The sequence below is a fragment of the Dictyobacter formicarum genome (genome assembly GCF_016587435.1).
Window position 1 is genome coordinate 89,345 of sequence record NZ_BNJJ01000025.1, and the last position, 20,310, is coordinate 109,654.

Sequence of the window (20,310 nt, forward strand, 5' to 3'; positions counted from 1 at the left end):
GAAGGATCACAACATGATGCAATCGTCCATCCCAACAACAAAGCGCCGTAGAGGACTCTCCAACCTCAACGATGCTGGCAAATATATCATCCTCATGATCCTGGCTATAATCTTTATCGGCCCCTTCTACTGGCTCTTTTCGACAGCCTTAAAAACCATTCCAGATCTTGCGGCATTTCCACCGCAATTCTGGCCCGCCCATCTTGACTGGGGCAACTTTATAGGGGCGCTCACCATCACCAATTTCGCCGCCTATGCCGCGAACTCATGCATCTTGGCAGTCACCTATTCCACATTGGTAACACTCAGCAGCGCATTGGTGGGCTTTGGCTTCTCACGCCTCAAAGGCAAGGGGAAGCGCACGCTCTTCCTCGTTATGCTCTCAACGTTAATGCTGCCACAGATTATTACCACCATCCCAACCTATGTACTATTCGCACGTCTGGGTTTAATTGACACCTATTGGCCGTGGGTATTATGGGGATTAGGCAGTTCACCCTTCCTGAGCTTCCTCTTTCGACAATTCTTTAGCGCCATTCCGGCGGAGCTGGAAGAGGCTGCAATTATCGACGGCTGTGGCTATGGGCGTATCTTCTGGCAGATTTTCCTCCCGCTATCGGTCCCGGTGATTGTAACTTCGTTTATTATCTCGTTTACTGGCGTCTGGGGAGACTATATTACTCCCGACCTGTTTTTAAGCCAGCAAAATACCACGCTAGCGGTTGCCATGACTATCGGCTACACTGATCCCCATGGGAATCCCCTGGTAAACGTGATCGCGGCTGGATCGATTTTCTACATCCTGCCGGTGCTGGTCATCTTTTTCTTTGCTCAGCGTTACTTTGTAAATGGCATTGTTACTACCGGCCTGAAAGGCTAAGAATGTGTCAGAGTTGCATCAAATTGGGGAAGGTAGAGCGAGCCGGGTCAACATGCGTAGACTCGCCGAGAGCATGATGAAGGCCTCCGAGCTGGTTGGCAAACCCTCATGATCGCGACAGAGTCGACGCCAGCGCGTGATCCAGGCAAAGCTGCGTTCCACCACCCAGCGTTTGGGCAGAGGATGGAACCCCTGGGTCACGAGCTTGTCCCAATCCACCTCCTCGCCCTCGGGTACCAAGATCCCGCGTTTGGGCACCTTGAATGCCTTGATCGTCTGCATGCTCCAGCCTAAGTGGATCTTGAGCCACAGGATCATCTGGCCGCCATAATGGCTGTCTCCTCACACCGTCTGCATGCGGGGAAAGCGTCCTTGCAGTGGCTGCAATAACGCTTGCCCTCCTTGCAAATCGGAACACTGGGCACCGGTCACTTTGATGGCCAGCAGGGAGCCTGCACTATCGACGAGCGCGTGACGCTTGCGTCCCCAGATTTTTTTTCCCCATGTCGTAGCCTTTCTCAGGGCCACGAACGGCGCTGGTTTTAATCGATTGGCTATCAATCACCCCCACACTGGGCTGAGGATCTCGCCCGTCTTGATGGCGCATCTGCATGCGCAGGGCTTCCAAGACCTGATCCCAGACCCCTTCGCGTTGCCAGCGTCGAAAGTAGCCGTGCACGGTGCCATAGGGCGGGAAATCGTGGGGCAACGACCGCCAGGGGCAGCCGCTGCGCAACACGTAGAGAATCGCATTGACGATCATGCGTCGTTCATGATAATGGTAGACCGCCTCGCGATGGACGCGAGGAATCAACGGCTCCAACACCTTCCATTGCTCATCACTCAAATCAGATGGGTAGGCGCGCCGTACAGCACGGCTTGGCATCGTGATCCTCCTTCATCAGAGAGACATGCGCTCATCTCGTTCTTGCCCCCAGTGTGGATGCCTCGGTGGGCTTCTGTCAATCTGAAGCAGAGGAGGCATTCTCTCTTCCAGGCGCTCGTCTCTTTCCTTCTCGCTCCTTTTGTTCTTCTTCCTTCTTTTGCCCTCTCTTCTAAACGCTTCAATGAGTCGTCATGGCTCCCAGTACGACGCAACTCTGACACATTCTTAAAGAGTGTCAGACTCCCATAGCATCCGCATGCACGGTGCATGGGTTTACACACCTCCCGTGCTCAGGATGTCCTTTCATGGCTGGTGCAGCAGGTGCGCATTCGCGCACCTGCTGCACCAGCCATGAAAAAGAGAGTGGGGACGCCTGCGTTCCCCAGGCCCAGGGGCGCTCTGATTCCCAATATGTTGGGAGTCTGACACTCTCTTAGATATTGTACTTTTAGCTGACCAATATTTTTCGCTCGGAGATTATCAAAATGCTGCAGCACTCTACGAGCTTATTGTTGATACTTCTATTGATAATGATATCACCCGTAAGTTGCTCGCTTGTTATCATCAAGAAGGAAACGAGAAAGAAGCGTTAAAAATATGCAGTTTCTTGAGACAATTATATGGACCCCTTAAAAGAATTACAGAGATCGAATCATATATCTACGAAGGAATAGGAAACTTACAAAAAGCAGAAGAAGTATGTAAGGAATATATCGCGCGATACCCAGATGATCTCAATATGCAGCTCAGGCTCGCTATGATTTATGGATCTATAAATTATTTTGTGTTTGTTTCTGCCGTCCTTCTTATTTGCTTGTTTAAGAATATCTGAATCTCGTAGATAAAGAGAAAGCATGCTTGTAAGGCTATGCTTCCAAACACACTTCTCCTCACTGCTTGAGACTGCACAGAATGGATTTTTACCTTCACGACTCTGCCCCTGTGACTATTCATGTTGGGATGTGATTTTTTTGCCTTGAAGAACAGTGCAGCATTTTCCCATGGCTTATTGAATCCTGCTCACTCCCCCTTCTCTTTCCGCTACGAGGTATTCGCTGATCGATTGCATCCGCATGAATATTTCGTCTGACTCATCCAGTACTGTGTTCATCTGGTTGGTGGGTAGGAACGGCTTTCTTATCACATTATGCGGCTTCGTGCGAGTGGGTGGTTAACTAACGAGGATCGTACTTACACATTGACAACTCATGGTTGTTTAATGATCTTTGTGCTGCGCTTAATTGCACAGCCTTGGCAAGAACACGATTCAGTGGCCGTGATAACCCAATTGTACGCTGCTGCTGCCTCCGAAGAACTTGGGTTGGGACCAGAACGCTTTTTTGAGGATGTCGTTGCGGCGATGAAGCAAGTTCGCGGAGGTTACGGCGAGCCGTATCTGCAGAACGGACTTCATTGGTTGGTCAGTATCATGAGGAGTCTTTACGCAACGTAAGTATGGTAGATATGGCACTAGAATTAAGGAAGCAAGGAGTTGCTGCCCATGATTTTGACATTGTAGCGTGTATCGTGCACCATCTTATGGGTTACGCTGCCCAGCACCCATTGCTTATAGTCAGTGTAGTCATGACTTGACATAACTACAAGGTCGATCGTGTCCTTATCTATCATGTCTAAAAGCATGGTGGTCACATCGCCGGAATGAACCTCGATGGCTCGATCCAGTTGCTCCAGTTCCCGGGTATTGTAGATGCGCTGTAGGTATTCTTGCGCTTCTTTCTCCTGGGTCTCGCGGATCTCGTTGGCCAATGCTGCTGCCTGGATTGATGAGGCGCCGATGGTTTCAAAGATATCGACAATTCTGGTGAGTACAAGGGAGCTGTTATACGTGCGGGCGATATGGGCGGCGAGCGGCAATGCTTGTTCGGAACGTGCTGATCCATCCAGCGGAACGAGAATTCGCTTAAACATGGGGAGCCTCGCTTTCGGGACATGCGTGCCCCTCGCATCCCTGCTGGAAAGCCGTGGTTGCGCGTACCTATGATGGCTTTACGACGCACGACCGGAACAAGTCCACGCTTGTTCCGGTCGTGCAGAAGATGATCGTGCGTGGCAATGTGTGCTTTAGTGTGGTCCTGCAGTCTCTTTTACCTTGACGGGTACCTGTTTCGTCTTGGCTTCCCCCAACTTGGGAGCCGTGAGCGTCAATACTCCATTCTCATAAGAGGCCTGGATCTTGTCAGCATTAATGTGGGTTGGCAAAGCGATCGCACGCTCTACTTCGCTGACATAGCGTTCCCGCTTGATATAGCTTTCCTTTTCTTTCTGCTCTTTCTGCTCTTTTTTGGCAGCGTGGATGCGAATCACATTATCTTCTGCCGTCACTTGAATCTCATCAGGCTTGAAACCGGAAAGCGATGCTTCAATCATATACTGCTTTTTGTCATCCGTTTCATAAACATCAAGCGGAATCGTTCTGGATGTCACCATTTCGAAGCGTGGTGTGACGAAGCTTTCCTCAAACAAACGGCTCATCGCCTCACGAAGTGGCATCAAGGCATCTAGTGGATCGCGGGGTGCTAACATTTTTTATGGCTTCTTTTTTATCTTCAACGATTATTAATGAAGTCATTGGTAAACTTCTGTATGCGTTGGCTGTGATACAAAATGTATGCTCTGTTGCGGATGAGTAACTCGGTTGCACTGGTAAAGTAATATGCTGTTGAACTGCTTATGTTATACATATCCCTCTACCCCTTCTCATATTACTGTCGACATATTTCATCAGCATCACAAGATATGCATCAGTGTCACAGATAGATCACAAGGGTAGCCAATTCCAAGTCTCACTCGCCGGGTCGGTCGGCTTTGGTGGCTTCCCTAGCGGCGGTGCTTTTCTATTTGCCATCGTACTCACTCAATATCTTCCAGAGAACCGTGTTCACGTCAGCCTATCTGTCGGCTTTCCCGACAGCGTTCGCTTCTTGAACAATCGCTCTGTAGGGTGCATTGGTTGGCACCTACTCATCGTATCGACCACCGATGAGAGCAGTCCTACAGTTACTCCGTTCCACCTTTCTGTGCTCTGTTCCCGTAGATGGATGCTATCCACCGCGTGTATTTGGGATGGGAGGAAGCATTTCTTCTTCCTTTTCAACGACTGTTGGAAAACCAGTCGTTCCAACACGTACCGTTTTGGTGAAGCCTGTCATCCAAATATTGGAGCAAAGGGCGATGGTAGTGGCCAGTCACTTCCATGACGACATACACCTGGGTCAACGGCACATAACTGCTCATGCGATCCACCAGGCTCCGAAAGCCCTCATGCGAGTTCTCAAAGGATAGCGCTGGGCAGTGCTCAAAGCGTTGATGTCGTGTGAGCAATGTCGTGGAAATGAAACCTGCAACGTGGGTTTTCTTCCCAATATCGATCCCAACGTACAAAGTCTCACGGGCCAGTATGGGAATGACTTGAAGATCTGCCTGGGCTATTCGCTTTGCCATGATCACTCACCCCTTCTACTTATCACACACCGTCTGTGGCTGGCATTCTTCATCATCGGGCAAAGGTACCATCTGCCTCGCCCACATCAAGGGCAAGGACTTCGCCACCACTCCGCTCCGCTCCGTGGCCCCTTGACACAGGCTGCGGCAGGTTGGTCTGGACCCGATGTGATGAAGAAACCGAAAAAATATGGGATGGAGAAGCGAGGCCCCGTAAGCGTGTCTCAACCAACCTTAGACAAGGAGTTGGATCTCCAAACCCTTATCAGGTGTACGAACACGCTCCCCAGTCTTTCATTAAGAGTCGAGCTCCAGTGGGGCAAAAGGGTTCTGCGGCGCCTTTTCCAGAAGATAGCTAATCTCCTGTGCTTCTCTCTTACTCACTGTATATCACATTTTGTCAGTAATCAAGATTCTGTCTAAGTGGGGCAAGTCCACACGTATTTCTTCTCTCCATGACAGAAAGTGGGGCAAGTTCAGCAGCTTGTTAAATGTGTATAAAAGACAGATCTAAAGGGCAGGGGGCTTACGGTACAGGCGCTAACCTTTACCAGGCCGTATAGTCCTCTTCCTTGAGAGGCCATAGGGCCTGGACCACGCCAAGGATGGCTGCCGTTTTGACGCAGATAAGCACTGCCGCATGCACACGGCTGGCAACCGTGGTGCCATCAGGAGTGACAACGTCTCCCGATGGTTTTAGCACATGGGGACGCTGTTATCAGGGGTCAGGGCTACTGTGCATGGCATACTTTCACTTCCGATCAAACGTGTTCTTTATTAGAAGTCAGAAGATGTACAGCCAAATTGCTGATCTTTTCTAACCTTTTCTACTTCATATATAGTGGAAAGGAAGGATATTGTGAAAGCTTCATCCGGGCGTGCATGGTATCACATACACCAGCATTGGATAGCTTGTGAGGTTGCCACGCTCATACTGATAGGGATTATTGTATTAATCATGACCGGCTATCAACTTGATTGGACCGGATTTAAAGGTAAGACCCTTTGGGATTGGCTCAATGTCCTTGGAGTTCTGGCTATTCCTGTTGTTGTGGGTATTGGGACCGCGTGGATCAGTACCCAACAAGCCCAGGAATCTGCGCTTCATCAATACCTGGATACTATGGCGGCTCTCTTACTCAACAAGAACCTGCGCGAATCAAACGCGAATACAGAGGTGCGTGCCGTTGCGCGTGCTCGTGCATGGACGGTATTACGGTTGTTAGATCCCGCCCGTAAAGAAATCATCTTCAAGTTTCTACAAGAATCTGACCTTATTCATATCATCGATTTAAGTCAGGCCGATCTCAGTGGCATGAGTTTTCGTAATATTGATTTGCGGGGGGCCAATCTGAGTAATGCTGATCTGTGGGGTGCCAATCTTGATGGGATCAACTTCATGACAACGAATGTGACAACCAGGCAACTTCTAGAAGCCAAGTCTCTCAAAGGCACAATCATGCCTGATGGATCTATCCATCAATGAATTGTTAATGGCATATAATGTTAGTAGTGCATAGGCATGTATAGATTGAAAGTTGGGTCTTTCGCAGCAAGAGCAACAGCGTATCTGGGAACGTTTCTATCGCGCTCAGATCAGCGCAGAACCGAATGACGACGATGAGGTACCTCACGTTGGACTGGGCATTGGATTATCCCTTTGCCTGGCGATAATGCGCAGCATGGAGGTCAGGTAGGGGTCGAGAGCATGCTGGGAGAGGGGTCCACTTTCTGGTTCACCCTTCCTCTTAAGCGAAGATGAAGAGGAAGGGTATGCTAAGGATTAACCTATCCCAGGTAGCGATGGATCAGCAGCACCGCCATGGAGCCTTCTCCAACACTGGACGCGACGCGTTTGATTGAGCCATGTCGTACATCTCCGGCGGCAAAGATGCCTGGTACGCTGGTTTCCAGGTAGAAGGGATCGCGCTCAAGCTGCCAGTGTTCAGGTTTATGATGCCCTGCACTCATTAGATCGGGGCCCGTCAGAATGAAACCCTTCTCATCGCATTTGAGCGTCCTTTTCAACCAGCCTGTGTGCGGTTCGGCGCCGATAAAAATGAACAAAGACGCCGCGGGCAGCGTCTGTTCCCCGTGCGACTGATCATTGACAATGGTAATACTTTCCAGATGTTGCTTTCCATGTACCGCGACCACACGCGTGTTCGTCTTCACCATGATGTTTGGGGTGTGGTTGATCTGGTTGATCAGGTACCAGGACATATCCTTTGCCAGTGAATCGGCACGCACCAGCATGGTGACGCTGCGTGCATATTTTGAAAAATAAATAGCCGCCTGCCCGGCTGAATTGGCCCCGCCGACGATATAGACATCTTCATCTTTACAAAGTATGGCCTCGGAAACGGAAGCGCCGTAATAGACGCCCGCGCCGACGAGAGCGGATATGCCAGGAACATCTAACTGGCAATAGGAGACGCCGCAGGCGAGCAGAAGCGTGTGGCAGTGTACTTCTGACTTGTCTTGCATGATAACGGAGCGATACTGCCCATTGACCTTGATTCTGCAAGCTTTTTGTGGGGTAACTATTTCCGCGCCAAAGCGCTCTGCCTGGACTACCGCGCGGCGCGCCAGTTCACCCCCGCTTAATCCGGTCGGAAAGCCCAGATAATTTTCGATGCGTGAGCTCAAGCCCGCCTGACCGCCAGGGGCCTCGCGCTCTACCAGGAGCGTTGATAATCCTTCGGATGCACCATAGACAGCGGCCGCCAGCCCGGCAGGCCCTGAGCCGATGATAATAAGGTCATAAAAGGGTTTCTCAGCATGTGTTTTAAGCTTAAGCTTATCCGCAATCTGTGGTAGCTCGGGATTAACCAGATAGGATCCGTCGGGAAAGATCACGACCGGCAATTTTCTCCGATTCAAGTTCAGGTGCTCTAGCAGACGCAAAGCATCTGGCCTGTTTTCGATATCTAGCCATTGGTAAGGCACCTGGTTGCGTGCCAGAAAACGGCCGATTTTGTATAGTTTTGGAGACCAACGATGATCAATGACGCGCAGCGGTGTTAATGACGGATCGTAGGCGATCAACCAGCCGGTCAGGATATCGTCCAGGGCTGGATAGAGGCACTGCTCCGGCGGGTCCCAGGGTTTGACAATATAATAATCGATGCGCCCCTCATTGATCTCGTGAACCGCCGCGTGTGTATCCGTATAGGAAATCAACAGAATGCGTTTGGCCTGTGGAAACAGCTCCCGTGATACCCTCAATAGATCCGATCCACTTAATTTGGGCATCTGCTCATCCGCTATCAACAGGGCTACAGGTTCATTAAACACGCTCAATTTTGTTAAGATGTCCAGTGCCTGCTGACCTGAGAACGCCTCAATGATGCGAAAGCGATCGCTATATTTCTGTTCCAGATCGTGCTTAAGTTGCTGTACGATTTCAGGTGTATCATCGACAATGACAATGGCGGGCTTCTCCATCATAGCCTCCGGGAGCGATAGCATGAAGATCTCGGGCCTCAGTAGAACGACGCATTAAAAAGCATTGTGAAATAATTTGCATCCTTTTTGGAGCTTTGCGCTATATTCGGAGCAAGCACACTGGCACAAGATAGTAGCGCTTGTGTAAATATTATCTCAATCTTACATTCGCTCTCGCTCTTTTGTCAAATATTTATGCATATATGTATTAACTCATAATGTACTATTTATGGATGTGATAATATAAATATTTGACATGGTGATAAATACGTTGTACCCTCGATAATAAAGAATCAATTGAAACGTTCCAGGAGTCAAAACGCATTTGCTGGGAATGAGACGAACTGCCAGGTAGAGCAGTCGGTCTTCGTAGGTACACAGTTGGATGTCTATTACAGAAGCTAAGCACTGTAGATTTTTGTTACCGCTTCAAGGCATGCAGGATCAATCAGGCTCATTATACAGAAAGCGCTTGATTATATGCATTCCTAGCAAAGGACAACCTTATGACTACTGTTAGCACTCGCACCGACGAAGATATCCAGGAGGATGTGCTGGCCGAATTACGATGGGACTCCAGGGTGCGTCCCAACGACATTGGTGTTATCGTCAAGAGTGGTGTTGTCACGTTGACTGGTTGGGTTGAGTCTTATTCGCAAAAAATAGCCGCGGAATCTGCCGCCCATCGTGTGCGCGGGGTACTGGCGGTTGCCAATGATATCGAGGTACGCCTGCCTGCGTTTGCTGAACGTACAGATGCCGATCTGGCAGCTGCAGTTCTCAATGCCCTCAAGTGGGAAGCAGATATCCCGGCCGGTAAAATCAATGTGACGGTGGATCAGGGCTGGGTAACACTTGATGGCGAGGTAGACAATATCTTGCAAAAGATAGACGCCGAACGCGCTGTAAGCCATATCGCCGGGGTGCGCGGCTGTCCTCGTAGGTTGCGAGTAAGATGCGCTTGGCTTTTGGATAGAGAGCTCGTGCGACTTGCAGAAAATCTGAGCCCTGCATCTCTGACATTTGCGCGTCAGCCAGGAGAGCCGCTGCCGGTTCGTTTCGCACGTTCATCTGTTGTAGCTGGTTAATGGCCTGCTGGCACGAGGTCACTTCGAGGATGCGAAAGCGGTCACTGTATTTCCGTTGTAGATCATGTTGAAGTTGATGTAAGACCACAGGCGAATCATCCACCACAACTATAGTGGGCTTCGGCATATCTGACTTCCATTCAACTATTGTTGTTGGTGCTCTACAAATAGCTTCTCTCTTAATCTATTATACGCTTGGTGGCAAAAAAGAGCCAGGCGCTATGCCTGGTTTTTACTATCTTTCTCGATTTTTTCCTTGACCTTTTTCACTCGCTGACGTTGTTCATCAATTTCTTCCCGAAGCGTACTTGCGAGCATTTCAGCCTGTTTATATGCAACTTCCATGCTTTCCAGGTCATTCTCACATCCGCTGAAAATGTCTCCAGATGTTCCTTCATAAATATGCCCCTGTTTAATCATTTTGATATTCGTTTCTAGCGAATCAACGGCCTCTGCGTATCTTCCTAAAGTATCAACAATAGCGCGTACTTTTTGCAAGATGATCAACGTGTAGTTCATCTGCCTCACCTCCTTTTATCATCAGCCTACGCAAAAGAAAAAACACTGGGATTGATCCTCACCCGAATTTATGGAGACCCTCAATATTAGGATGAACCCATCACTTGTTTGTACTCAAGTGGACTCATGTAGTGTAAGGTAGAGTGTCTTCTGGTCCGGTTATAGAAGCACTCGATGAATTCAAAGGTAATGCATCTTGCTTGAGCTCGTGTCTGGATAGCTTATCTCTCAGTGCATTCCCCTTTGAAGCTATGAAAACAGCTTTCCATGGCTGCATTATCGTAACAATTAGCAGTACGACTCATACTCACTACTATGCTCTCCTGCTGTAAAAGAGCTTGATAGTCCTCGCTCGTGTAGGTGCTCCCACGATCCGTGTGATGGAGTAATCAGGCTTGTGGATGGCGACGAGCCAGTGCCATACGTAGAGCTTGTACAGCCAGGGTGGCATCCTGAATTGTCGCCATGGGCCATCCTACCACCATGCGAGAGAACACATCAAGCACAACCGCCATATACAACCAACCGATCGCGGGTCCAAATGTAGGTCGTGTTGGGTAGGGACCCAGCGCCTTAGACGATTCCTCGTCCAGGTTTCTGTGACCCCCCACCAAACCGGACGTACCGGTTTCCTGGTATCCGTCTTTCCAGCTCTGCATGGTTTTTCGGTTTGGCTTTCTGCATTGCGCATTCCTTACCGTTTTATCCATGCATCACCTGTGTCCCTTCGCTACGTAGCAGTCATTATCTGCTGCCAACTACTATGGACACTCCGTCACCATGACAGGTTTTCAGAGCCAAGACTCATAGCCTGCTTTGGCACCCTGTTTTAGGTGATCCCCGTTTAGCCGTCATTTTGTATCATCGAGTGGTGTGGGTTTCCGTTCATCTCCTTCTACTCAGGTCTTTACGCCAAGGCCATCCCTATTAGAAAAGCAACTCATCTACATAGCACCAGCGCCAGCTTTCGCCAGGCTCCAGTGAGCATATGATGGGATGTAACGTCTTGTGGAAATGCTTCGTTGCATGCTTATTCTTTGATGAATCACAGCAACCAACATGACCACAGGTAAGGCATTCGCGTAGATGCACCCACGTATCTCCCATCTTCAAACACTCTTCACACCCACGTGAGTGAGGCTCGACATTTCGTATTTGATCAAGATGTGTACAAGCAATCATACCTTTGCTCTCCTTAACTTTGATAATCCAGGCACCTATTATCTCTACTATGGAGATGAAACGGCACGCCTGGCACGATTCTAAGGATGTATGTCAGAGAGCAGGCACAGGCAACCTGACAAGGTTGCCTGTGCCTGGGGATGAAGTCAAGGCGTGATGCGTTCCATATATTCTCCATTTTCCGTGTTGACGCGGATGAGGTCACCTGGGGAGATGATGGGGGGGACCATTACGACCAGGCCAGTTTCAAGTCTTGCTGGTCCCTCCATGATAGCGCGCCAGTAACGCCCAACCATATCAACACTTTTTACGCGCATGATGACCGAGGGCGGTAATTCGACGCCAACCGGCTCACTGTTAAGCACAAGCATGTTGAGTTGCAACTCATCGACAATAAATTTGCTCGCTTTACCTAGCATTTCTGGTGGAAGCTGAAATTCATCGGGATCATCGGGATTGTCGGAGCCGATATCTGCGAAGTGGTAGAATTCACCATCCCAGTGGGTAAAGACGGCTGCAAGGCGCTCAATCGGAACGACTGTAAGTTCGGAATGTGCATCTAGGGTTCGTTCAATCAAGTCATGTGTACGTATGTGACGCAACTTTACCTTTACGTCTGGATCGACTTGCGCCCTGGTGACTTTCTTCCAATTGACAACCATATAGGGTTCACCTTCGATCTCGATGGCGATTCCCCTGGTTATGTCATTTGCTGTAATCATGAAGCACCCCGCTTCTGCACTGTACAACCTCTCTACAAGATTTGTTGTGTAAGAGACATACCTTCTGCCATCAACACGTATGGCGATGGGGAAAGGAGGTGTGCTAATACACGACTGGAGAGATGCAGGACGGTGGTGTCTTGCTGGAGCGGGGAAGGTGGCGCATGTTTATGTGTGTATAAATGTGGTGATGAGTGGCTGATCAAGACAGATCATCACGATTTCTGGGAATGGCTACGCGGGCATGAATATTATCCCCCGGTGAAGGGGTTGCTGTCTCGGCCGGTGATGAGATTGAGTAGAGTAATCTAACTGAACAGGTGTCGCGGGAAGCATTCCCCGCGACACCTGTTTTTCTATTGACTCATAATCTAGAGTTAGGAAACTGCGGCAAGCTCGACTGCCGCCAGCAGGCTTTCTAGATCATAAGAAGCTCGATAGCGCGCACCATTAATAAAGAAAGATGGCGTACCTTCGACCCCGCTATCTACTCCACTTAGTATATCCTCACGGATGTGCTCCAGATATGCATGGGAAGTAAGTTCGCGTATAAATCTTTCCCTGTCCAGTCCGAGTGAAACCGCAAAGAAGACTAGATGTGATTCTTCGAGCGCCCTCTGGTGTTCGTAGAGTGTATCGTGCATCTCCCAGAACTTTCCCTGCGCGCCAGCGGCTTCTGCGGCTTCCGCTGCGCTCACGGCGTGTGGATGTACCTGAACAAGTGGAAAGTGACGAAAGACAAAACGCATCTGATCTCTCATCCGTCGTTAGACTTCCTTGACAATGGGATAGGTTGTGTTGCAAGAAATAAGAAGAAACAAGATGAGCGTGGTATGCCTCTCCTTGTTCAGCTTAGGCAACAACTCCAAAGAGTCTGGCGACCAGTGCGGCCTGCCCTTGTACATCTCCTTTGTTCACTCCTTGTACCTGCCCCTTCCTCAGCATGTTCATCACCTCGAAGCCTTGTACGGTTCGCCAGGCTGTTTCGAAGGAGAAAAAGCCCATCCCTGGCTTGGTCAAGCGTTTGATGAACCGATGATCTTGTTCGATGAGATTGTTGAGATATTTGACCTGCCTCAATTCCACGTGCTGAGGCAGCATTCCAGTGGCTTTGAGCTCAGCAATTGCTTTGGGATACGCTGTATGCAGTTGGTCCCTCGTCTCCCGGGGTGTCCGACGACATCGAACCCCTGGAAATCCAGAGGAAAAAGCGATACGCTCTGCTCAAACGTCATTTACACTGAACACAACCAGGGAGTATCGCCAGTAGCGATAGGTAGGGCCTTTCGACCTTTCCCCCGCTCCAAACCGGACAGGCCAATTTCTCGGCATCCGGCTTTCCGGTTGGGTCCAGATACTCCCAGGTGGAGAGTTGGCGATTGCTAGATCGTCCCAGGACGCACCAGTAGAAAATCCACCGTCATCTGCATTTCCCGGTTCACTCCTTTTTCCTCGTTTCTTTGGACTTACCCTGGCGGACCTTCGCCTTGTCTCCTCCATTACAGAGGAGCATTTGACTACTACGCCGCCTCCGTCCTCTCTCCCGCAAGCTGGCATTTTCGCTTCCTTTCGGTCAAGCGGTATGAGAGTTCCTTGTCTTCCCACCGGAAAGTGTCATAGCGACCCGTAGTTGCCTTCTTTACGCCGGGCGAGCCAGGAAGCAGTCCCAAACGAGATGCAAGCGTTTAGGCCGTCGCCTTACCATTTTGGTCAGGGTGTATCAGCCAGTTTCACCCCTCTAGGATAACGACGCTTCAGACGAAGGTTCCTCTCGTCAACATAGGCCGCAGGGGTAGCCCTTTGTTTTCCCCTGGCTAGGTCAATCGGTACATTGTCAGTGGGCTTCACACCTCTGAAATTGCCACTTTCAAACGCATGCCACTTACCCCTAACACGACTGCTTACGTGTTGCTCTTCAAGCAACTCTCCGGCAGTAAGCAAGCGCACTGCATCCATCCTATCCCAAACGCCTCTTGTTGTATAGTCTGTTACAACGTCATCCGGAGTGGAAGCAAGCGCAATTGGTCAAGGAGACAGGGATGTCGGAAAGTTGGGTCAAAAACTGGAGACGGCGCCTGCGTCCCTATCTCAATGCCCCTTTCGAGGAGGTCTATGTGATCTTACAAGGTTGCTCCTGTGCCCGCAAAACCCCATCACCTTCCCTCTCTCCTGATGAGATTCTGCAGATTGTGACGCTGCGAGAACAGCTTGCGGAGCAGTTGCATCGGGTAGCCGGTCCACGCACGATTCGGACGTATTTGCGACGGCAGGTGCATGCAGGAGAAGCGACCTACACACCACCGGCAAGCAGTACGATCTATCGCTATTTATACCTCTTCAGGTATATTGTTCCCCGGCAGCAGCCCCACCATGAGCCACTGGAGCCAGTGGAGCCGTTGCGGCGGTGGCAGATTGACTTCAAAGATGTGGGCAGCGCTGACATCGAACCCGAAGGCAAGCAGCAGCACCGCCTGGAAATCTTCAATGTGGTTGATCAAGGCTCGTCGTATTGGCTGCATGCCGAGGTGCGCCATGACTTTACGGCCGAGACGGTCATTGAAGCGTTGGTGCATGCCATGCAACGCTGGGGCGTGCCCCAGCAGATCACCTTGGACCGCGATCCCCGCTTTGTCGGCAGTCCCCAAGGCAGTGATTTTTGTTCGGCCTTGTTGCGCTTTGGGAGTTGTCTGAATATCGACATGCATGTCTGTGATCCGCAGCATCCCGAACAAAACGCGTATGTCGAGCGGTTTCATCGCACACTCAAGCAAGAATGTCTGCAGGTCGAACGTCCCAGCACAGCCGGGCAGACCCAGCAAGCTCTCACCACCTTTGAGACCTTCTACAATCACGAGCGCCCGCACCAGGGACGCGCTCTGCTGGATCGGCCTCCAGCAGAGCGCTTGCGCGAAACATCCTCTTTACCAGCCTTGCCGACTGCGGTAGACCCCTTGGCCTGGCTGCACCATGAACCACAACAGGTCTTCCGTCGTCGCGTGGATGCCACTGGACGGATCAAGTTAGACCTGAAGCGGTATTATGTGGGGAAGGCATGGCGCGGACAACTCATCACGGTCCATCTGAATGCAGCGGAAGCGACATTGGTTTTGTTGGGCGAGGGGCAGATCCTCAAAGTACTGCCCGTGCCTGCTTGGTCAAAAGGCGCGCTCCCGTTTGCGGAGTATGTGCAACAGATCCAAGAACAGGCGCGAGCCGAACATCGTCTTCGATCCTTGCAAGAGCGGCGACAGCGGGTTCGCGCGCTTAGCTCATCCTGAAAGGGCAGGGACACAAGGTGCTCGATCTGACCGGGAGACGAGGGACCAACTGCATACATACGCCGCGTTCTTGTCGACATTGATCACGCGAGGAGCTGACGTGATGATTGTGGTGTCAGTCGGAGTCGTGGGTGGAGCTACCTGCTCTGCAACCGGACACGCTTGAGAAACTGATCGAGCAGTCGATGCGAGCGCTTTGACGAAAAAGCGCTTGGCGGACTCGGCATCCCGCGTTGGACTCAAGAGAAACTCTCGGGTATCGCCATCTGAATCCATGGCACGGTAGAGATACATCCAAACTTTCTTAACCTTGATGTACGTCTCATCGACTTTCCACGAGTCATTGCAGGCTTTCAGATGCGACCGGGAACGCTTCTCCAGTTCGGGTGCGTAGCGTTGGACCCAGCGATAGACCGTGGTGTGATCGACGTGCAGACCCCGTTCCATCATCATCTCTTCTACGTCACGATAGCTCAATGCATACCGCAAGTACCAGCGTATGCACAAAAGAATGATCTCAGCTTCAAAGTGACACCATTTGAACGGACTCGCATTGTTCATGATGAAGGGCTCCCCTGCGATGCTCCAAATAAAGAAGAGTTTACCATCACCCCTTCATTTGTTGTCGATAAAAGAAAAGGGAGCCAAATGGCAACCTTTGCGAAAGAAAAGGGTACCAGGGGAATGGCGCAAAGGGGGAGTGATAAAGAAAAGGGTACCAGGAGAGGAGCGAGAGCTCCTTTTTTTGTGGGAGGAAGTAGGTGGAGGGCCGAGGAGGGAAGGAAGGGGGAGAAGAAAGAGAGGGTAGGGGTGAATGGGCAGAGAATGATAAAGATGGAATGAGGATTGGTACATATACAAGAGGTGAATGAATATAGAGTAGGATATGGAAAGAGGGGAATGATAAAGAAAAGGTTGCCACTGAGAGGGATAGTGTGTATGATAAGATGTAATACGAGTAAAAGATAAAAATGGGATAGTAGTATGGAGGAAGAGAGATGGCGATGGGAGCGGAGGAGAAAGAGACGATTCGGCGAGCGTAGTATGTGGAGCGCAAGAGTGTGCGTCAGATTGCGAGAGAGGGAGGCAGGAGTCGGAAGGCGATCAGGCAGGTGGTGGAGAACGAGGGCAGGGGGGTGAAGGGAGAGCAGGGGAAGAAGAGAGGCCGGCGGGGGGAGTCGGTGTATGAGCCGTATCGCAGGCGTGTGGAGGAGTTGTTGGAGGAGCAGGAGAAGTTGCCGGTGAAGCAAAGATATACGGCAGCCAAGATGTATGAGGTGATTCGAGAGGAGGGATATGGAGGGTGTGAGTCAAGGGTGCGGCAGGAGGTGGGGAAGTGGAAGCACCGTGGGGAATATGGGGAGGTGTATGTGCCCTTGAGCTATGAGCCAGGGGAGGATGCGCAATGTGACTGGGTGCGCCGTGTCGGTGCATATGAAATACCCGTGTAACACGGGAGAGGAAGGGGGTAAACAACCTCTAGGACATCCAACCAACCTGGAGCGGAAACGCAAAGGGGAAAACAGCATGTTGGAAACGCGGAGAACCCTTGAAGGCATGTAAAGAGTTGCTCTGCAAGTCCTGTGTGCATGGTGAAGCTGGCCAATTGCTAAACCTGAGTTCTCGCATGATGATCACTTGCATCCGTTAAAACCATGCCTGAAAGAACGACATCGGAAAAGCATGAGACCCCAGTCCTCATGATAACACCCCCTCCGATGAATGGCGGGTAATGAACCCGATGGAGAACAAACGGGCACCTAAACACACTACACGTTTCATATGCGCAAAAGCGGGATCGCCTACGGGTGCGATACCTATGGCGACGGAACCCCCATACGAGACTTCAAGGGAACAATGACGATCCTAAGAGGTCAAAGGGGCAGCCCTCGAAGGAGGGCCAGATTATGTGAAGGATACCCACATAAAGGGAAGGTATCAAAGAAGTTTCTAACGCATGGAGGTATGCGAAATGCAGGGAACCGAAGAGCTTTTAGGACTTCTCCGTGAACGCGGCAAGCGGGGCTTGCCGATCAAGCGCGTCTATCGAATGTTGTACAACACAAATCTGTACCTTTCGGCCTACGGTCGCGTGTACCGCAACGCTGGCGCGATGACGCCCGGTGTGACGGACGAAACGGCTGACGGCACTTCACTGGAAACCTTTGAGGCCATCATTACTGCACTGAAGCAGGAACGATACCAATGGCAACCAGCGCGAAGAACCTACATCTTGAAAAAGAACGGGAAAAAGAGACCGCTCGGCATACCTGTATGGAGCGACAAGCTCTTAGCTGAGGTTATGAGAATGATCCTGAACGCCTACTTTGATGGGACATTCAGTGAACACTCTCACGGCTTCCGTGAAGGACGGGGATGTCATACGGCTCTCCGAGAAGTTTACCGGATCTGGCAAGGCACAGTTTGGATCATCGAGGGCGACATCGCCGACTGTTTCGGCTCCCTCGACCATAACCTCATCATTTCGGCGCTCGCCGAACACATCCAGGATGGGCGATTTCTCAATCTCGTCAAAAAGCTGCTCGACGCAGGATACCTTGAGAACTGGAAACTCAACAACACTTTCAGTGGAGTCCCACAAGGAAGCATCTTGAGTCCAATTCTCTCCAATATTCTGCTCTCGAAACTGGACAGGTTTGTGGAAACAGAACTCATCCCCGAATACACCAGAGGGAAGAAGAAAAGGCCAAATCAGGAATACAACCGCCTGATGAAGCGGGCCTGCAAACGACACAACAGAGGACAGAAGGAGGCTGCCCACAAGATCAAGCAACAGGAGCAAAATCTTCCCTCCATCGATCCCCAGGACCCCGGCTTTCGACGACTGAGGTATGTAAGGTACGCAGATGATTTCGCCCTGTCTTTTGTTGGCCCCAAGGAAGAAGCAGAAGCTATCAAACAACGGCTCCGAATATTTCTGCTTGAAGAACTCAAGCTCAACCTCTCGGATGAGAAGACGTTGATTACCCACACACGGGATCGCGCTGCCAATTTCCTTAATTACGAAATCACCACCTTACACTGTGACACCAAGTAAACCCGTGACAAGAACGGAAGAAAAGGCCGAAGCATCAATGGAGGCATCGGCCTGAAAGTACCCAAAAAAGTCGTTGAAGACAAATGCAAGCGGTATATGCGCAAGGGAAAACCCACGCATCGAGCAGAGCTGCTCAACGAGAGTGATTTCACCATCGTGGCGACCTACCAGCTTGAATATCGGGGATTGGTCAATTACTACCGGATGGCCTACAACCTTTACACGCTCAGCAAGCTCAAATGGGTGATGGAACAATCACTCACGAAGACGTTAGCGAGCAAACACAAAATACCGGTCAGTAAGGTGTACAAGAAGTACAAAGCGGAAATCGATGTTGAGGGGAAGAAATACAAAGGATTGCAAGTCACGGTCTCGCGTGAAGGTAAAAAGCCACTCGTAGCCACCTGGGGAGGCATCCCCCTTACCTGGGATGTCACCGCACCTATTGAGGACGAAATGAAGCAATACGCCTGGAAACGGTCGGAATTGGAGCGACGACTCCTGGCCCAAACCTGTGAACAATGCGGAGCAACCCGCATGACCGCTAAGATAGAGGTGCATCACATACGGGCACTGAAAGATCTGAACAAGTATGCAGGTCGAGAGAAGCCGCAATGGGTCCAAATCATGGCCGCCCGCCAGAGAAAAACGCTCGTCCTCTGCCATACCTGCCATATGGATATTCAACATGGACGCCCACACAGACGCAACAAGGTATCACGCTCACGGACAGGAGAAACCTGATGATGCTGGAAAGCCCGGTGCGTGGAAAGCGCGCACGCCGGGTTTGGAGGGAGCCGGTCAGAAAAAGGAGCAGCAATGTCACCTTCGCTGGCTGGCTACCCTACGGAGAAGCGGTGGTGGTGCTGGGTGGGAGAGAGGTGAAGGTCCAGGTATTTGTGCTGCGTATGTGTTACTCGCGCAAATTGTACGTGCAAGCGTTTCCGACGCAGCGGCTGGAATGTTTTTTGCAAGGGCATATGGACGCCTTTGCGTACTTTGGAGGGGTGCCGCAGCGGATTAGCTATGATAATGTGGCGACGGCAGTGCATGTGAGCCATGAGGGAAGGGAACGGCAGCGAGAGGAGACGCGGAGTTTTGTGGGATTGCGGAGCCACTATCTCTTTGAGGCGCGTTTTTGTACACCTTTTGCGCCCCAGGAAAAGGGAGGAGTAGAGAATGGGGTGGGATATATGCGGGAACGGATGTTTGTGCCGCTGCCGCGGGTGAAAAGCTATGAGGAGTTGAATGGGCTGTTGCGCAAGCGGTGTGATCGGGAAAATGAGCGGAAGGTGAGAGGGGAAAAGAGATCGATAGGGGAGATGTGGGAGGAAGAACGTGGGCAGTTGCGAGCGGTGCCGGAGGGAGGCTATGAGTGTGCGGAGATACGGGAGGCGAGGGTGATGCCCTATAGTCAGGTGATCTTTGAGACGAATCGCTATTCGTTGCCGGTAAAGCGAGGTCGAGAGCGGGTGACGGTGAAGGCGTATGCGTTTCAGGTGGAGATGGTGGAGGGAGTGAAGGTGCTCGCGCGCCACGAGCGCAGTTATGAGCGAGAGGAAGATGTGCTGGATCCGCTGCATTATGTGGCATTGATCAAGCAGAAGCCAGGGTCGTTTGAGCATGCCTTGCCATGAAAGAAGTGGAAGAAGCAGTGGCCAGACTGTTATGGCGAGCTGTTAAAAAGGCTGCGGGAGAAGTGGCCGGAGGGGAAAGGAGTGAAAGAGTTCCTGGGGATTTTAGCGTTGCATCGGAGGTATTCAGCCCGGGTGATCGAAATGGCGATCA

20 protein-coding genes and 4 pseudogenes are annotated in these 20,310 nt (G+C 50.9%); 8 read left to right on the forward strand and 16 right to left on the reverse strand.

Features of this window, described 5'->3' with window-relative positions:
- Positions 1-13: 13 nt before the first annotated feature.
- Positions 14-880 (forward strand): carbohydrate ABC transporter permease, encoded by an 867-nt coding sequence (locus JMI88_RS32230; RefSeq protein WP_201366144.1) that lies wholly within the window; start codon positions 14-16, stop codon positions 878-880.
- Between the two features lie 18 nt (positions 881-898).
- On the opposite strand, the gene JMI88_RS32235 is transcribed toward JMI88_RS32230, so the two are convergent.
- The 6 genes from JMI88_RS32235 to JMI88_RS32260 all read right to left on the reverse strand — a co-directional run bounded on the left by JMI88_RS32235 (position 899) and on the right by JMI88_RS32260 (position 5,931).
- The gene (locus JMI88_RS32235) at positions 899-1,162 is read right to left on the reverse strand and encodes a transposase (RefSeq protein ID WP_201366145.1); all 264 of its coding nucleotides are present in this window, start codon (positions 1,160-1,162) and stop codon (positions 899-901) included.
- Between the two features lie 175 nt (positions 1,163-1,337).
- A complete protein-coding gene (locus tag JMI88_RS32240) occupies positions 1,338-1,766 on the reverse strand; it encodes an IS5 family transposase (protein ID WP_201366146.1) in 429 nt (142 codons plus the stop codon).
- 1,476 nt (positions 1,767-3,242) lie between these two features.
- Positions 3,243-3,695 carry a universal stress protein gene (locus tag JMI88_RS32245; RefSeq protein WP_201366147.1) on the reverse strand — a complete coding sequence of 151 codons (453 nt, stop codon included), beginning with the start codon at positions 3,693-3,695 and terminating at the stop codon, positions 3,243-3,245.
- 153 nt (positions 3,696-3,848) lie between these two features.
- A complete protein-coding gene (locus JMI88_RS32250; protein WP_201366148.1) occupies positions 3,849-4,310 on the reverse strand; it encodes an Hsp20/alpha crystallin family protein in 462 nt (153 codons plus the stop codon).
- Between the two features lie 567 nt (positions 4,311-4,877).
- On the reverse strand, positions 4,878-5,228 hold the full coding sequence (locus JMI88_RS32255) for an IS110 family transposase (protein WP_201366149.1): 351 nt from the start codon (positions 5,226-5,228) through the stop codon (positions 4,878-4,880).
- A gap of 547 nt (positions 5,229-5,775) precedes the next feature.
- The gene (locus JMI88_RS32260; protein ID WP_201366150.1) at positions 5,776-5,931 is read right to left on the reverse strand and encodes a hypothetical protein; all 156 of its coding nucleotides are present in this window, start codon (positions 5,929-5,931) and stop codon (positions 5,776-5,778) included.
- Positions 5,932-6,087: 156 nt separating this feature from the next.
- On the opposite strand from JMI88_RS32260, the gene JMI88_RS32265 reads away from it, so the two are divergent.
- A complete protein-coding gene (locus JMI88_RS32265; protein ID WP_236023150.1) occupies positions 6,088-6,714 on the forward strand; it encodes a pentapeptide repeat-containing protein in 627 nt (208 codons plus the stop codon).
- Between the two features lie 52 nt (positions 6,715-6,766).
- The gene (locus JMI88_RS32270) at positions 6,767-6,925 is read left to right on the forward strand and encodes a hypothetical protein (protein ID WP_201366151.1); all 159 of its coding nucleotides are present in this window, start codon (positions 6,767-6,769) and stop codon (positions 6,923-6,925) included.
- 91 nt (positions 6,926-7,016) lie between these two features.
- Here the strand turns inward: JMI88_RS32270 and JMI88_RS32275 are convergent, their stop codons facing one another.
- Positions 7,017-8,675 (reverse strand): FAD-dependent oxidoreductase, encoded by a 1,659-nt coding sequence (locus JMI88_RS32275; protein WP_201366178.1) that lies wholly within the window; start codon positions 8,673-8,675, stop codon positions 7,017-7,019.
- Between the two features lie 506 nt (positions 8,676-9,181).
- On the opposite strand from JMI88_RS32275, the gene JMI88_RS32280 reads away from it, so the two are divergent.
- Complete coding sequence (locus tag JMI88_RS32280) at positions 9,182-9,763, forward strand: BON domain-containing protein (RefSeq protein WP_236023152.1); 582 nt, start codon at positions 9,182-9,184, stop codon at positions 9,761-9,763.
- On the opposite strand, the pseudogene JMI88_RS32285 reads toward JMI88_RS32280, so the two are convergent.
- The 8 genes and pseudogenes from JMI88_RS32285 to JMI88_RS32325 all read right to left on the reverse strand — a co-directional run.
- Positions 9,663-9,890 (reverse strand): annotated as a pseudogene (locus tag JMI88_RS32285) (response regulator); the annotation flags it as partial. The gene JMI88_RS32280 and the pseudogene JMI88_RS32285 overlap by 101 nt on opposite strands.
- A gap of 92 nt (positions 9,891-9,982) precedes the next feature.
- The gene (locus JMI88_RS32290; protein WP_201366152.1) at positions 9,983-10,282 is read right to left on the reverse strand and encodes a hypothetical protein; all 300 of its coding nucleotides are present in this window, start codon (positions 10,280-10,282) and stop codon (positions 9,983-9,985) included.
- Positions 10,283-10,368: 86 nt separating this feature from the next.
- On the reverse strand, positions 10,369-10,500 hold the full coding sequence (locus JMI88_RS40955; RefSeq protein ID WP_201366179.1) for an IS3 family transposase: 132 nt from the start codon (positions 10,498-10,500) through the stop codon (positions 10,369-10,371).
- A gap of 171 nt (positions 10,501-10,671) precedes the next feature.
- Positions 10,672-10,992, reverse strand: a complete 321-nt coding sequence (locus tag JMI88_RS32305) for a DDE-type integrase/transposase/recombinase (RefSeq protein ID WP_201366153.1) — start codon at positions 10,990-10,992, stop codon at positions 10,672-10,674.
- 217 nt (positions 10,993-11,209) lie between these two features.
- On the reverse strand, positions 11,210-11,464 hold the full coding sequence (locus JMI88_RS32310; protein WP_201366154.1) for a UBP-type zinc finger domain-containing protein: 255 nt from the start codon (positions 11,462-11,464) through the stop codon (positions 11,210-11,212).
- Between the two features lie 146 nt (positions 11,465-11,610).
- On the reverse strand, positions 11,611-12,186 hold the full coding sequence (locus JMI88_RS32315; RefSeq protein ID WP_201366155.1) for an elongation factor P: 576 nt from the start codon (positions 12,184-12,186) through the stop codon (positions 11,611-11,613).
- 377 nt (positions 12,187-12,563) lie between these two features.
- Entirely contained in the window at positions 12,564-12,947 is a 384-nt protein-coding gene (locus tag JMI88_RS32320; protein WP_201366156.1) for a DsbA family protein, read from the reverse strand.
- Positions 12,948-13,038: 91 nt separating this feature from the next.
- Positions 13,039-13,356 (reverse strand): annotated as a pseudogene (locus JMI88_RS32325) (DDE-type integrase/transposase/recombinase); the annotation flags it as partial.
- Positions 13,357-14,225: 869 nt separating this feature from the next.
- Between JMI88_RS32325 and JMI88_RS32330 the strand changes: the two are divergent.
- Positions 14,226-15,464 (forward strand): integrase core domain-containing protein, encoded by a 1,239-nt coding sequence (locus JMI88_RS32330; RefSeq protein WP_201366157.1) that lies wholly within the window; start codon positions 14,226-14,228, stop codon positions 15,462-15,464.
- Positions 15,465-15,647: 183 nt separating this feature from the next.
- Here JMI88_RS32330 and JMI88_RS32335 read toward each other — a convergent pair.
- Positions 15,648-16,025 (reverse strand): annotated as a pseudogene (locus JMI88_RS32335) (IS6 family transposase); the annotation flags it as partial.
- A 575-nt stretch (positions 16,026-16,600) separates the two neighbouring features.
- On the opposite strand from JMI88_RS32335, the gene JMI88_RS32340 reads away from it, so the two are divergent.
- From JMI88_RS32340 to istA, 3 genes and pseudogenes are all read left to right on the forward strand, one after another.
- A complete protein-coding gene (locus JMI88_RS32340) occupies positions 16,601-16,915 on the forward strand; it encodes a hypothetical protein (protein ID WP_201366158.1) in 315 nt (104 codons plus the stop codon).
- 521 nt (positions 16,916-17,436) lie between these two features.
- Positions 17,437-19,266: pseudogene (locus JMI88_RS40960) on the forward strand (reverse transcriptase/maturase family protein).
- Positions 19,266-20,159: an IS21 family transposase gene (gene istA, locus JMI88_RS32350; protein WP_201366159.1), complete on the forward strand. Its 894-nt coding sequence runs from the start codon at positions 19,266-19,268 to the stop codon at positions 20,157-20,159. The pseudogene JMI88_RS40960 and the gene istA overlap by 1 nt, the downstream one beginning before the upstream one ends.
- Positions 20,160-20,310: the final 151 nt, after the last annotated feature.